Origin of the sequence: Streptococcus oralis subsp. dentisani (assembly GCF_002096685.1) — a bacterium.
GTDB lineage: Bacteria > Bacillota > Bacilli > Lactobacillales > Streptococcaceae > Streptococcus > Streptococcus oralis_AD.
In genome coordinates, this window is record NZ_NCVA01000041.1 from 360734 (window position 1) to 375922 (window position 15189).

A 15189-nucleotide genomic window follows, 5' to 3' on the forward strand; every position below is an offset into this window, starting at 1 on the left:
ATAGCTAAATGATATAGAATAGATTCTACTTTTAAAACTATTTTAATATTTCAAATTTCCTGAAAGTACTTTTCGATTTTGGAAAACAAAAAGGGAGCTCAAGGCTCTCTTAAACTTATTTTTTTACATAGGAAAAAGGAATCTCACTGCCACAGAGCCAGTTGTAGACTTGGTCATTGACAAAAACATTCATGGCTTCGTGAGCATACTCTGGCATGATGCGATAGGTCTTGTCGCAAGTCAGACGATTGTAAATCGCAAACTGGGTAATAGGATAGCAGACGTCATCATCCAAGCCCGTAATCATCTTGACCTCACCCTTGATACGATGGGCAAGATTTTTCACATCGATATAGGCAAGGGTCGCCATGATTTCCTCCTCTGTTTCATGGAAGGGATCGTGAAACTTAAAATAACGGAAGAGTTCATCATAGGCTTCACTGGTATTACCAATCTCAAGCACCCGTCTAAAGTCTGACAAGAAAGGATAGATGGCAACTGTTTTCTGAATTCGAGGATTGAGCGCTGCTGCAACCAGAGCTAAAGCCCCTCCTTGTGAAGCACCATAGCTAGAAAGTCTTTCCTCATCTACCTGAGGCAGACTGGCAACAATTTCAACCAACTGGTAAATATCCAGATAGACATCCTTATAAAAGAGGTGGTCCCGACCTTCCACAGCACCACGGATGATATGCCCCTTCACAGTATTTCCTAGTGGAGAACGCAAGCCGTCTTGCGAATAGCCCGACTGGCCCCGCACATCCATGGAAACAACACCGTAACCAGCCACAGTATAGGCCAGCATGTCAGCCCAATCCCAGCCACGTCCCATATAGCCATGGAAATGGAAGATTAACGGAACTTTCCCCTCAGTCTTTGGAAGGACGACGCGTGCATAGACCTTGCCTTCATTAGTTCCCTCAAAAGTGAGCTCAAAGCACTTGACTCGGGGAATGTGGAAATCTCTTTCCTCCAACTGGTAGGCTGGAAGAGTGGAAACTTTTTTTAATTCCTCATCCCAGAAAGCATCAAAGTCTTCTGGAACCTCATCCCGTCCTTTATAAGTCTTAATTTCTTCTAACAAAGCTGGATTTTTCATAGCATGCTCCTTTAGTTTTGTAATCGTTATCACAACTGTAGCATATCTAGGAAAGCAATGCAAGAAAGAATGCTAAATAGAAAGTGATTTTAGATTCTCTTTCCTCAAACCTATCGTCTGAAAGTAGTTTTAAAAATAAAAAGAGCGTTTCCGCTCTTTGTGTATCAATAGGTGCTAGCTCCTTTCTCTTGTTTGACAGTTTGGAATTTCTTTTGGTAGGTTACTTTAATAGTCATGAGAAAGTCCTCGTTTCTTTTTGATGACTCTAGTATAAGACCCAAACCTAAAAGCTAGCTTATAGATTTCTTAGAAAAGGCTTAATCCAGATGTTCTCTCTTCTCTAGGTGAAGAGCGATCATACGCCATTCTGGGTCCTCTCGCCAACCTTCTATAGAACTAATGTAGCTGGCAACCTTTCTGGCTTCTTCTAAAATCGGAAAATCTTCGATAATATCAGCCACTTGAAACTCTGGGAGTCCTGACTGTCTGGTTCCAAAAATTTCACCAGAACCACGCATTTTCAAATCTTCTTCGGCCAAGACAAATCCATTGGTGGTTTCTGTCATGATGCGCATGCGGTCTTTCCCAGAATCCGTCTTGGGATTGGCAACGAGAACAGCATAGGACTGCTTGTCCCCCCGACCAACACGACCTCTGAGCTGGTGAAGCTGACTGAGACCGAAGCGATCGGCATCCATGATAATCATGACGGTCGCATTGGGAACATTAACCCCAACCTCGATAACCGTCGTCGAAACCAGAATATCCGTTTTTCTCTCTTTAAAATCCTGCATGATCTGGTCTTTTTCGTCACTCTTCATCTTACCATGTAAAAGAGCTACTTCAGCCTTGCCGGCAAAATGAGCTGCCAACTCCTCAGATAAGGCAATGGCATTTTTCAGATCCAGAGCTTCAGATTCTTCAATCAAGGGAGAGATGACATAGGCTTGAGAACCTTTTTGAACTTCTCCCTCTAACCAAGTCAAGACCTGAGGCAGCTGTTCATGCTTAATCCAGCGAGTCACAATAGGCTTCCGCCCTGCTGGCATCTGGTCAATAATGGAAACATCCATATCACCAAAGGCTGTGATAGCAAGCGTCCGTGGAATTGGTGTCGCCGTCATCATGAGGACATCTGGATTGTCGCCTTTTTCCCGTAAAATACGCCTTTGCCCCACACCAAAACGGTGCTGCTCATCGATGATAATCAAACCAAGGCGAGCATAATCCACCCCATCTTGAATCAGAGCATGGGTTCCGATAATCAAATCAGCCTCACCCTTGGCAATAGTCTCCAAGATTTCTCTCTTCTCTGCAGCTTTCAAGGAACCTGTCAAGAGAGCGAGTTTTAAGTCTGGAAAAAGGTTCTGTAGACTCTCAAAGTGTTGCTCTGCTAGAATCTCTGTTGGCACCATGAGGGCTGTCTGATAGCCAGCTGTCACCGCCGCAAACATGGTCAAACCAGCAACCACTGTCTTTCCGCTCCCTACATCTCCTTGCAGGAGACGATTCATGTGGTGGTCCGACTTCATGTCGGCCAATATTTCCCGCAAACTCTTTTCCTGAGCTGGGGTCAGAGAAAAAGGCAGATTTTCTTTAGCAGCTGTCACCTTTTCCTTAGACCAATTCAGAACCAGACCGCTTCCCTGAACTCTATTTTCAGACTTGAGCGTCTGTAACTGCATTTGAAAGTAAAAGAGTTCCTCAAACTTGATGCGGCGAAGGGCCTGCTTGTATTCTGCCAAATCCTTAGGAAAATGCATAGCACGAACTGCCTGACAGCGGGACATGAGTTTGTATTTATCCAGCAAAGACTGGGGAAGATTTTCCTCAATCAAGAGGTCCAGCCCCTGATCAAAGGCCGTCTTGATGACCTTGACCAGGCTGGCCTGACTGATTCCCTGAGCCAGACGATAGACAGGCTGGAGGTCATCTTCCACCTGAGCCAGGACCTTCATCCCTGTCAGACTGGCCTTGGCACGGTCCCATTTTCCAAAGACAGCAAGGGTTGCTCCCAACTCTATCTTATCAGCTAGGTAGGGTTGGTTAAAGAAATTCACCGCAAAAACGACTTCTCCCTGCTTGAGGCTAAAACGCAGGCGATTGCGCTTAAAGCCATAATACTGGACACTGGCAGGAGTGACTACCTGACCAGACAGAACCGCCTTTTCTCCGTCTTCCAACTCTAGCACCTGCTTGGTCTTGAAGTCTTCATAACGGAAAGGAAAGTAGAGCAAGAGATCTTGCAAGTTTTCAATTCCTAGTTTGGCGTATTTCTCTGCTGACTTTGGTCCCACGCCAGGTAAGACATGCAAGGGTTGATGTAGATTCATGCTCCACTCCTTTCTTTTTTAATGATATTCTCTCGGAATGCGGTCGCTGAGGAGACAAACCACCTCATAGTTAATAGTTCCACGGTAGGTCGCTACCTGAGTTGCTGTGATTTCCTTGTCACCGTCGGTGCCGATCAGGGTTACTTTTGTTCCTAGCGGGTAAACCTTAGGCAAACGAATGGTAATTTGGTCCATAGAAACCCGACCGACGATTGGGCAAGCTTGTCCATCTACCAAGACAGAGAAATTTTGCATATCTCGTGTCCAACCATCCGCATAGCCGATTGGCACGGTCGTAATGACTTGCTCACTATCTGCCTGATAGGTCGCTCCATAGCCCATGCAAGCTCCAGCTGGAACTCTCTTGACATGAATAAGGGCAGACTCCAAACTCAAGGCTGGTGTCAAATCATAGGGCAAGTCCAAGACCTCTCCACTTGGATTGAGACCATACATGGCATCTCCCATACGAACCGCATTGAAAATAGTATCTGCATGCCAGAGGGTCGTTGCCGAGTTGCTGGCATGAACCAGTTCTGGGACTTCCTTCATACTTGCCAAAATAGCTTTAAATCGTTCTAACTGGGCATTAAAATAAGTATCTGATTCCTCATCTGCAGTAGCAAAGTGGGTAAAAATCCCTTCAATGCGAGCACCCTCTTGCTTGAGCAAGTCTTGAGCCAGATCAGCTTCACTGGCATCTCTAAAACCAATCCGTCCCATTCCTGAGTCAATCTTGAGGTGGACAGTCAAGCCAGTTAAATCTATCTCCCTAGCTAAGAGCGCTTGAATCCACTCCAGTCCAGCCACAGTCAAGGTGATGTCGTATTCTTTAGCTAGGGAAACAGCTTCTAGCTCAGAAACTCCTAAGATGAGGATTTTCTTGTTTATACCTGCTTGACGCAACTCGATAGCTTCATCGATATTGGAAACGCAAAAGCCGTCGACATCAGCTTGGATAGCAGTGGCAACAGCTACCGCCCCATGTCCATAAGCATTAGCCTTGACTACTGCAAATTTGAGCGTACCATTAGGGATATGACTTCCCATTTGTTGTATATTTTGTCGAATGGCTCCCAGATATATCAGAGCCTTAGTTGGTCTATGTGGACTAGCTTTCATGATTTTCCTCCAAAATGACACTGGCTGTCACAAACTGATCTGTATGGCTGATCGACAGCCAAATTTTCCCTGAAAATGGCGCCTGACTAAAATAGGGAGCCCCTCGTTCATTGTTCAGGACTTCCAAATCCTGAAAGGTCAGTTTGCCAATTCCTGTCCCCAAAGCCTTGGAAAAGGCCTCCTTAGCCGACCAGCGCCCTGCCAAGTATTCGATCTGTCTGCGCCCTTTGAGACTGGTAAAGCGCTCCATTTCTTTAGCGGTTAGCACGCGCTTGGCAAAGCCCTCACGTCGCGTAACTGCGTTTTCTATCGAAGCCAATTCTTCGATGTCAATTCCATGTCCAACTATCATTCTCATCAAAAGGAGTTGAGATTCCCCCAACTCCATCCTTTTCACTTATTTTGTTAAGGTAGTATAAATTTCTTCTACCAAGGCCTCTGTATTTTCCCAACCTAGACAAGGGTCGGTAATAGAGCAACCAAATACCTCTGGTTGGTTTTGACGACCATCTGCTAGGTAAGATTCAATCATAAAGCCTCGAACTGTCTTTTTAATCTTCTCATTCCAATCACGATTCAGCAAGGCTTGGCGAACAATGCGGATTTGTTCCATATACTGCTTGCCTGAATTGTCATGATTGGTGTCGATGATGATAAAGGGATTTTCAAGTCCCATGGTCTCATAACGGTTGATAGCGTTTAAGAGGGTTTCATAGTAGAAGTTGGGTTCATTTTTTCCATATTCATTCATGGCACCACGAAGGATAACGTGGGCCAAGGGATTTCCTGAAGTCTCCACTTCTTGGCCATGGTAAAGGAAGGTTTGCTTGTTTTGAGCTGCATAGATAGCATTAAACATGACCCCAAGATTTCCAGATGTTGGATTTTTCATTCCGACTGGTGCATCAATCCCTGAGGCCACAAAGCGGTGCTCTTGGTCCTCCACTGAACGAGCCCCAACAGCATGGTAGCTGACCAGATCATCAACCAAAATGAGATTAGACGGATAAAGCATCTCATCAGCCGTCGTCAATCCCGTTTCGGTAATCACACGGTAGTGTAGCTGACGAACAGCCTGCAAACCATTGATGAGACTAGGAGCCTCGCTAGCATTTGGCTGATGAATCAAACCCTTATAGCCATCTCCATTGGTACGAGGTTTAGCTGTATAGACACGCATGACGATAAAGATTTTATCCGCAACTTTTTTCTGCAAGTCAGCTAAACGATGGGCATATTCCAAAACAGCCTCTTCATTGTCAGAAGAGCAAGGTCCCATCACCAAAAGAATTCGGTCGTCCTCACCTGAGATGATGGCTGCCAACTCTCGATCTCGCGCTTCCTTATAACGCAAGACTTCAGGTGATAGCTGAGTTGCCGCCTTGATTGCTTCAATATCTATTTCTTGACCTTTTTCGATAAATGCCATCTTATTCTCCTAGCGTTTGGTAGATTTCACGAACGAGTGCTTCTGTATTATCCCAGCCTAGACAAGGGTCCGTGATAGACTTGCCAAAAACTTCTGGCTCATTTTGACGTCCATCTTCCAGATAAGACTCAATCATAAAACCACGAACGTATTTTTTGATTTTCTCATTCCAGTCACGGTTGATCAAGGTCTGGCGAACGATACGGATTTGATCCATGTACTGCTTGCCCGAATTGTCATGATTGGTATCGATGATGATAAAGGGATTTTCCAAGCCCATCTTTTCATACTGGGCAATGGTATCCATCAGATTGTCATAATAGTAGTTAGGAATATTTTTCCCATATTCATTCAAGGCACCGCGAAGAATGGCATGAGACAATGGATTCCCAGTCGTTTCCACCTCTTTGCCGAGGAAGAGGAAGCTCTGTTTATTTTGCGCTGCGTAAATCCCGTTAAACATGACATTGAGATTTCCAGATGTTGGATTTTTAAATCCTGTTGAGAAATCTGCTCCGCTCGCTACAAAACGGTGTTGCTGATCCTCAACTGAACGAGCCCCAACAGCCATATAAGAAATCAAATCATCCACCAAAGGAAGGTTTTCTGGGTAGAGCATCTCATCAGCAGTTGTCATACCAGTCTCGGTAATCACACGATAGTGCAGTTGGCGAACAGCCTTGATTCCATTGATCAAACTAGGGGCTTCTGTCGCATTCGGTTGATGAATCAAGCCCTTATAGCCATCTCCATTGGTACGAGGTTTGGCTGTATAGACCCGCATGACCATAAAGATACGATCTTTGACTTCTTCTTGCAAGGCAGACAAGCGCTTAGCATACTCAAGGACTGCCTCTTCATTATCAGATGAACATGGTCCAATCACCAAAAGAATACGCTGGTCTTCTCCACGGATGATCGCTTCTAGTTCTTGATCACGCTGGTATTTTTTCTTATAAGCCAAATCATCTAGTTTTGACAAGGCACGAACTTCTTCAATGTTAATTTTAGGACTTTTAGCTGTAAATACCATGATTCATCTCCTTATAAAGCAAACGGACACCAAGTAAAAAATGATTTTCACCAGGTATCCGCCTGTATCTTATCTCATATTATTGTCTCTTACCATGACAGTTCTTGAATTTCTTACCAGATCCACATGGACATTGGTCATTTCGTCCGATTTGGCTCAAGTCTATATCTTCTGGAAGATTAGATTGTTGGGCAGCAATATTGCGGGTAGCGGTTGTACTGATATTGTGTTCAACTTGCGGACGTTCTTGTTCGTGAATTTGTGCTTTCATCATCAAGCGGGTTACATCAAACTCAATTGAACCAATCATGTCGTTAAACATGCGGAAACCTTCTGCTTGATATTCTACAACAGGGTTGTTTTGCGCATATCCACGAAGGCCAACAGCATTTCGCAACTGGTCAAGGGCATCGATATGGTCAGTCCACTTGTTGTCTACAACACGTAGAATCAAGACTTTTTGGAATTCTTTTACTGCACCTTCGTCACGAAGCTTAGCAACTTGGTTGTCATAGACTTTCAAGGCACGTTGGAAAAGTTCATCTTTGATAGCTTGATCTGACAAGCCAGCTAAGTCTGCAAGAGAAATTGAATCCTCTGGAAGCAAGTTGTACTTAGCAAAGTTCAAGATAGCTTCCAATTTTTCATCTTCCTTAGAACGTGCATGTGCATCCACGATGCGTCCAATCGTACGACGAATCATAGCGTGGATCTCTGGTGCCAAGTCACGGTCGGCAGTAATGACATCATAACGTTGCGCATAGATAATCTCACGTTGTTCACGCATGACATCATCGTATTGAAGGACTTGTTTACGAGTGTCGTAGTTGTTTCCTTCGACACGTTTTTGAGCTGATTCAACCTGACGCGTCAACATGCGAGATTCGATAGCTTCGTCAGACATATTGAGGCGTTCAAAGACACCTTTCAAACGTTCTGAACCAAAACGTTTCATCAAATCATCTTCAAGAGACAAGTAGAACTGCGACTCACCTGGATCTCCTTGACGTCCTGAACGTCCACGAAGCTGGTTATCAATTCGGCGACTTTCGTGGCGCTCAGTACCGATAACGCAAAGTCCACCAAGTTCACGAACTCCTTCACCAAGCTTAATGTCGGTACCACGACCGGCCATGTTGGTTGCAATAGTAACTGCACCACGTTGACCAGCGTTCATGATAATTTGAGCTTCTCTATAGTGGTTCTTCGCATTCAAGACTTCGTGAGGAACACCTGCTTCGACCAATTTTTTAGAAAGAAAATCACTGGTTTCAACGGCAACAGTACCCACCAAGACTGGCTGACCCTTTTGATAACGAGCCTTCACATCTTCAATAACAGCCTTGAATTTGGCATCGATACTTGCATAGAGAAGGTCTGAATGGTCGATACGTTGGATTGGGCGGTTAGTTGGGATTGGGATGACGCGAATGTTATAGATTTCACGGAATTCTTCTTCCTCTGTTTTACCAGTACCTGTCATACCTGCCAATTTCTTATACATACGGAAGAGGTTTTGGTAGGTAATAGAAGCTGAAGTCTTGGTTTCATCTTGAATTGGCACACCTTCTTTTGCTTCAATCGCTTGGTGCAATCCGTCAGAATAACGACGACCTTCCATGGTACGACCTGTAAATTGATCGACAATCAAGATTTCTTGCTCTTCGCTGACCACATAGTCAATATCAAGAAGCATGATATAGTTGGCACGAAGGGCATTATCGATAAAGTGAGTAAGAGCCACATTTTCAATATCGTAGAGATTTTCCAGTTTGAAGTAGTCTTCAGCCTTGTCAATCCCTGAATCAGACAAACCAATAGTCTTAGACTGGATATCAATGATATAGTCATCTTTGTCCAAAGATTTGACAAAGTGATCCGCCATATGATACAGCTGACTAGTTTCTACAGCATTGGCTCCTGAAACGATCAAAGGAGTACGAGCCTCATCAATCAAGATTGAGTCAACCTCATCGACCAAAGCATAGTTGAGCGGACGTTGTACCATGTTTTCTGCACGAACGACCATGTTGTCACGAAGGTAGTCGAAACCAATCTCTGAGTTAGTCGAATAGGTAATATCACAGAGATAGGCTTCTTTCTTCTCCATTGGTGACTTAGCAGCCAAGTTAATCCCTACTGACAAACCAAGCCATGAATACAATTCACCCATCTCAGTCGCATCACGTTCGGTTAGATACTCGTTGACCGTTACTACGTGAACCCCTTCACCTGCTAGAGCGTTGAGGTATACAGGCATGGTAGCTGTCAAGGTTTTCCCTTCACCTGTACGCATTTCTGGCACATCTCCATGGTGGAGGACAATCCCACCCATGACCTGAACTTTATATGGGAAAAGTCCAAGAACACGCTTGGCAGCTTCACGTACTACCGCAAAAGCCTCATAGAGCAATGAATCCAGCGATTCACCCTTATTGTAACGTTCCTTAAATTCATCTGTTTTTGCTTTTAGCTGGTCATCCGTCAAGGCTGCCATCTGATCTTCATATTTGAGAACCTTGTCTGCCATCTTTTCCAGACGACGAAGTTCTCCTTTATCATTTTCAATAATCGTTTTTAAAATATTAGCCATTATTTTCCTTACTTTAGATTCTGAATATTTTAGAATGTTCTTTTCATTTTAGCATATTTACTATTATTTTTCAAGAAAGAATCCGCGTTTCAACAGGGAAAAGAGGCTAACTGCTAGATCAGTCTCTTGGTTTTTTATGGACTACATTTCACACAAATAGTTAATTGCCAAGCAGAGCTGGCAAAATTCCAAAAATCAAGAATAGATTGATCCAGAAGGCCATACAAAAGATCACTCCAAAGAGGAAGAGACTCATCTTTTTAGTCAGTATTGAGAGAAAGATTGCCAACACACCAAAGACAACAAAGAGTTTTTCCATGATGAAGAAATAAACCGAAACTCCTCCTATTTGCAAATCCCATGGAAGACAAAAGACCAGCAACCATAACAAGCAAATCGTAAGAATGTAGGTCTTGTAGTGTCGATCAATGAACTGCTTTATTTTGAGCATTTGTGACCTCCTATAAACTCTAGCTATTGATGGATGTCCTCGTTTTGTTCTCTTGTTTCAGCTTGACCATTCTCTTTAGACAGTCATAAACTTTCCAGTCGTTCACAAGGCACAAGAAGATTAAGAGTAACCAAATGCCCCACCTTGTTAAATCCGTAGGATTTATCAAAATATAATTAAACAGTAAAACTGAAAATCCTGTAAAAGCTAGACTAAACAAAGCCCACAGAGGGAGGTAAATCCAGTAAAAGTAATAAAAGATTGCGAAATATTTACTGTCTTTATCCACCTTCTCCATCCAATGAAAAAAATAAAAGTAGGGTGATAATAGCAATAATATAAAAATTTTTTCCATCTCACCCCTTTTTAATAACGTTCTCTTTGACTTCATTCTATCAAAAAGATCTGGAAATATCATCACAGATCTTGCTTGTTTATTTCCGCTTTCTCGCGATCAAGTGAATCGGTGTTCCTTCAAAGACGAAGGCCTTGCGAATTTGATTTTCCAAGAAACGCAGGTAAGAGAAGTGCATGAGTTCTTCTTCATTGACAAAGATGACAAAGGTTGGTGGCTTGGTTGCTACTTGGGTTGCGTAGAAAATCTTGAGGCGTTTTCCTTTGTCTGTCGGTGTTGGATTGATAGCAATGGCATCCATAATGACATCGTTCAAGACCGCTGAAGGAATACGGGTGTTTTGACTCTCGCTGATTTGCTTGATCATTTCAGGCAATTTGTGGAGACGCTGCTTGGTAAGAGCTGAAACAAAGACAATCGGTGCATAAGGCAGATATTGGAACTGCTCACGGATATCTTCTTCCCATTTCTTCATGGTGTGGTTGTCTTTCTCAAGGGTATCCCACTTATTGACCACGATAATCATCCCTTTACCCGCTTCGTGGGCAAAACCTGCGATACGCTTGTCGTACTCACGGATACCTTCTTCGGCATTGAGGACCATCAAGACCACGTCAGAACGGTCAATGGCACGCATAGCACGCATGACAGAGTATTTCTCCGTATTTTCATAGACTTTACCAGACTTACGCATACCAGCTGTATCAATCATGGTAAACTCTTGGCCATCCGCATCTGTAAAATGGGTATCAATAGCATCACGCGTTGTTCCAGCAACTGGACTAGCAATCACGCGGTCTTCTCCCAAAATGGCATTGATTAAACTTGATTTTCCAACGTTTGGACGGCCAATTAAGCTGAATTTAATGACATCTGGATTTTCTTCTTCAACTTCCTGCGGGAGATTTTCCACGATGGCGTCTAGCACATCCCCTGTACCAATCCCGTGCACAGATGAAATCGGTAGTGGTTCACCCAAACCTAGAGCATAGAAATCATAGATATCATTTCGCATTTCAGGATTATCTACCTTGTTGACTGCAAGGATGACTGGTTTATGAGTTTTGTATAGTTTACGGGCTACGTATTCGTCTGCATCCGTGATTCCTTCTTTACCGGAAACTACAAAGACGATGACATCCGCTTCTTCCATGGCAATCTCTGCCTGGTGCTTGATTTGTTCCATAAATGGAGCATCAACGTCATCAATCCCTCCCGTATCAATCATACTGAAAGAACGGTTGAGCCATTCACCAGTAGCATAGATACGGTCCCGTGTTACTCCTTCGACATCTTCTACGATAGAGATGCGTTCCCCTGCAATACGGTTAAACAGGGTTGATTTCCCAACATTGGGACGTCCTACGATGGCAACAGTTGGTAAGGCCATGTTTTCTCACTTTCTACAATAAGTTCTTTTGTTCAAGATTTTCTCTAGTTGAGCTTGGTTCAGGCTGACCGAATTGCTCTGCAAGACGTTGACTCCAAGTGGTAGTCGCACGAGCTCCTGCATATTCAGTCTGCACACGATCATAGGCTTCAATAGCCTCCGTTGTTTGTTCTTGGTATTCTTCCTCAAAGACAACATTTTCGAGTGGTAATCTTGGTTTTACATCATGTTTTTGGTTTGGTACACCGAGTGCAATCCCAAAAACAGGATAAGTATAGTCAGGAAGCTTGAACAATTCTGCTAACTCAGCAGATTTGTAACGCACCAATCCAATAATTACCCCACCGTAACCTAGACTCTCTGCAGCCAGCAAAGTATTTTGCCCAGCAAGTGCAGCATCCACAGATGTAATCAAGAGACCTTCCACACCTTGTGGTTGGAAAGTATCTGTATGGAGACGAGCTCCTTTTTCTGCACGGTTTAGATCACCAACAAAGAGCAAGAATGCTGCTGATTGACGAATAGCTTCCTGAGGAACTAGTTCATACAGAGCATCTTTCTTCTCTTGACTTCTTACTAAAATCACTGAATAAGATTGGAAATTTTTCCAAGTTGAAGCCATTTGGGCAGCCTTCAAAATCTCATTCAAGTCCTCTTGAGGAATCTCTTGCTCCTTAAATCTGCGCACTGATGAGTGGCTTTGCATTAATTTAATCGTTTCTGTCATCGACGATTTTCTCCTTCTAATCTTGTTTCCTCTGCTAAATAACGGATACGCTCCATGACACGTCTAGCTTCCCAAGTTTCATCATTTCCGTTCTTGCCTTTTGCAAAATGTTTTTCCAAATCTTGGAAATTGAAGTTGGAAGTGAAAAAGGTCGGTAAATCTTCCTGCATACGATACTGAAGAATCACTTGCAAGATTTCATCACGTACCCACGGTGTTGATTGTTCAGCACCAATATCATCCAAAATCAAAACTTCAGAAAGCTTAATCTCATCTACCAGGGTCTTCACAGATCCTTCACCGATGGCATTTTTCACATCAATGACAAAACTTGGATAGTGGAGAATGGTTGTTGAAGCACCACGTTTTTCAGATAGGTCATGGGCCAGAGCTGCCATCATGAAACTCTTACCGACACCAAAATCCCCATAAAGGTAGAGACCTTTTCGGATACTTGGGTAAAGGTCAACAAAGGCATAGAGTCTCTCAAAAATCGGCAAACGTCCTAGATCATCCAGGTCAATCTGAGCCAATTTCGCTTTTTTGAGACTTGCTGGTAGATTGATCAATTTGAGACGATTCTTGATTGCCGCCTCTTTTTCAGCCGCGATTAGCTCTGGTGTTTCTTCATAAGATACATCTGCATAACCATGATTCATGACCAAGATAGGCTTGTAGCCACGCGCTATATAGTCAGCATCCCCCCGAAGAAACTTATCTCGTTCTGTGATATATTGGTTGAACTTGGAGATGCTACGATTTAACTCCTCTTGGCTGAGGGATTCTTTCTGGATAAAAGCCGCTACATCTGGGTCCTTCATAATCTGCTGGACCAGGTCCTGATACTGAAAACGACTTGTTTGACGTTTGATAACGTCACCAACACTTTCCATCTAATCTCCTCCTTCTTCTAATCGGGCTAACATTTCTTGTTTTTTGCGTTCTAATTCCAGACGAGTTTCCTCGCTGGTTTGATTTTTATATTCTGGATTGCTCCACTTGGGCACATTTGTCTTAGTCGAGCTAGTTTTCGATTTCTGGTCTTCTTGCCCTTTTTGCTGACGCTCTCGAATCCGAAGCACAGCTTCTTCTGCTGTCCGAATTTTTTGATAAGCATAGTCATTGGCGACCTTCATGGCATATTTCTCATTGACATTTGCCGAATCAACCTTGTTAAAGGTTAGAAGCAAGATGATATTGATGACTTCATCCAACAAGCCTAAAGACGCCATCTGGTGAAGGAGTTCTCGCTCACTCTGGGTGATATTCCCCTTACGAGTCTGCTTGATTTCCGCTAAAAAATGCAAGGGAGTTTTATTTTTGGCTTCCCTGATAATGGTCATTTCTTTGGGGCTAAAGTCAGAAGATGCTGGTTTTTGTGCTATCTTTTCACGCATGCGTTTGACTGAAATCACCTGAGCCACCGCTGTCGCCTTGGCTAATTGATAGGTTTCAAACCAGGTCCACTTTTTTTCATCTGCGATGGCAAACAATTCCAAAACATCCGTTTGCTCGTCTTCAAAACGCAAGCCATCTCGAGCCATCAGGCGCTGGAAATGTTCCAAGTCAAAATCATTTTTTAACTTGCTTTTAGACTCACTTGGTGTCACTTCTTCAGTCAGGGTTGGAAAGACTTGGCTCAAAGAAACAGAGAGTGCTTCTCCCTCACTTGGAGCCTGCTTCATAGCAGAAACAGCTGTATCCCCAATCTTTTTCTCTAATAATCTGCTATAGACAGAATGACTTAGAAATTCTTGACTGGAGAGGGGAGAATGAAGTTGCAATTCATAAGTTTCCCCCTTCTGATAAAGGGTCAACAAATCCAAAGCAGATAAGATTTTAAAAGACTGGAGGAGCGTATTCATCCCGAAATTCAAATGATTAAGAATATTGGCAAAAAGGTGTTCCTTTTGCCCACCATCCCAAAAGGTAATGGTATATAGATAGAGGCTCAGTGCCTCCTGACCGATAATCGGGAGGTAGCACTGCACCAGAGAAGAGGTATCTTGCGACACCCGATTATTCTTTAGAAAAGAAAAACGGTCATTTGGCTTCATCTATTTTTCCTTTTTCTTTTTTGAGGACTGGGTGATCTGCTGGAGCAGACTCTCCAACTCACTCACATCCTTAAAGCTACGATAAACACTGGCAAAACGAACATAGGTAATCTCATCCAGTTCTGCCAATTCCTCCATGACTAAAGAGCCAATATATTCACTTTGGATCTCATTCTCACTACGACTACGGAGTTTTTGCTCAATACGATTGACCACCATGTTGATTTCATCACTTGACACAGGACGCTTCTGGGCTGAGCGGATAATCCCATTAAAGATTTTATCTCTCGAAAATTGTTCTCGCGTACCGTCTTTTTTGACGACAACCAGCGTTCTTTCTTCTACTCGTTCATAGGTTGTAAAACGATGCTGGCACTCGTCGCACTCACGTCTTCGACGGATGGTGTTTCCTTCTTCGGCTTGTCGACTATCAACAACACTAGACTTGGTAGCCCCACATTTTGGACAACGCATGCATTTCCCTCCTTGTCGTTTTCTTTTCATTATACCATTTTTTGAGCAATTCCCAAAACAATTCTTATTTTTACTTGACAAGTTTTTTGTTTTATTGTATTATTTTATTAGAACAATAAAGGCAAA

Annotated in this window: 14 protein-coding genes; all 14 read right to left on the minus strand. The window is 43.3% G+C overall.

The window, feature by feature from the left end; translation table 11 throughout:
- Positions 1 to 115: 115 nt before the first annotated feature.
- Complete coding sequence (locus tag B7705_RS08455) at positions 116 to 1099, minus strand: acetylxylan esterase (RefSeq protein WP_084948966.1); 984 nt, start codon at positions 1097 to 1099, stop codon at positions 116 to 118.
- A gap of 317 nt (positions 1100 to 1416) precedes the next feature.
- A complete protein-coding gene (gene recG, locus B7705_RS08465; protein WP_084948969.1) occupies positions 1417 to 3432 on the minus strand; it encodes an ATP-dependent DNA helicase RecG in 2016 nt (671 codons plus the stop codon).
- Between the two features lie 18 nt (positions 3433 to 3450).
- Complete coding sequence (gene alr, locus B7705_RS08470) at positions 3451 to 4554, minus strand: alanine racemase (RefSeq protein ID WP_084948971.1); 1104 nt, start codon at positions 4552 to 4554, stop codon at positions 3451 to 3453.
- On the minus strand, positions 4544 to 4906 hold the full coding sequence (gene acpS / locus B7705_RS08475) for a holo-ACP synthase (RefSeq protein ID WP_084949237.1): 363 nt from the start codon (positions 4904 to 4906) through the stop codon (positions 4544 to 4546). The genes alr and acpS overlap by 11 nt, the downstream gene beginning before the upstream one ends.
- Positions 4907 to 4951: 45 nt before the next feature.
- A complete protein-coding gene (locus B7705_RS08480) occupies positions 4952 to 5983 on the minus strand; it encodes a 3-deoxy-7-phosphoheptulonate synthase (RefSeq protein ID WP_084948972.1) in 1032 nt (343 codons plus the stop codon).
- Between the two features lies 1 nt (position 5984).
- On the minus strand, positions 5985 to 7016 hold the full coding sequence (locus tag B7705_RS08485) for a 3-deoxy-7-phosphoheptulonate synthase (RefSeq protein WP_084948974.1): 1032 nt from the start codon (positions 7014 to 7016) through the stop codon (positions 5985 to 5987).
- Between the two features lie 79 nt (positions 7017 to 7095).
- Entirely contained in the window at positions 7096 to 9609 is a 2514-nt protein-coding gene (gene secA / locus B7705_RS08490) for a preprotein translocase subunit SecA (protein ID WP_084948975.1), read from the minus strand.
- Positions 9610 to 9769: 160 nt separating this feature from the next.
- Complete coding sequence (locus B7705_RS08495; RefSeq protein ID WP_084948977.1) at positions 9770 to 10060, minus strand: hypothetical protein; 291 nt, start codon at positions 10058 to 10060, stop codon at positions 9770 to 9772.
- 19 nt (positions 10061 to 10079) lie between these two features.
- Positions 10080 to 10415 carry a hypothetical protein gene (locus B7705_RS10010; RefSeq protein ID WP_084948979.1) on the minus strand — a complete coding sequence of 112 codons (336 nt, stop codon included), beginning with the start codon at positions 10413 to 10415 and terminating at the stop codon, positions 10080 to 10082.
- Positions 10416 to 10494: 79 nt separating this feature from the next.
- Positions 10495 to 11805: a ribosome biogenesis GTPase Der gene (gene der / locus B7705_RS08505; RefSeq protein ID WP_084948980.1), complete on the minus strand. Its 1311-nt coding sequence runs from the start codon at positions 11803 to 11805 to the stop codon at positions 10495 to 10497.
- Positions 11806 to 11818: 13 nt separating this feature from the next.
- Entirely contained in the window at positions 11819 to 12532 is a 714-nt protein-coding gene (locus tag B7705_RS08510) for an NADPH-dependent oxidoreductase (protein ID WP_084948981.1), read from the minus strand.
- Entirely contained in the window at positions 12529 to 13425 is an 897-nt protein-coding gene (dnaI, locus tag B7705_RS08515) for a primosomal protein DnaI (RefSeq protein WP_049537137.1), read from the minus strand. Before dnaI ends, B7705_RS08510 begins: the two co-directional genes overlap by 4 nt.
- Positions 13426 to 14589, minus strand: a complete 1164-nt coding sequence (locus B7705_RS08520) for a DnaD domain protein (RefSeq protein ID WP_084948983.1) — start codon at positions 14587 to 14589, stop codon at positions 13426 to 13428. It lies immediately after the preceding gene.
- Positions 14590 to 15063, minus strand: coding sequence for a transcriptional regulator NrdR (nrdR, locus tag B7705_RS08525; RefSeq protein WP_001203678.1), 474 nt, complete (start codon positions 15061 to 15063; stop codon positions 14590 to 14592).
- Positions 15064 to 15189 lie beyond the last annotated feature (126 nt).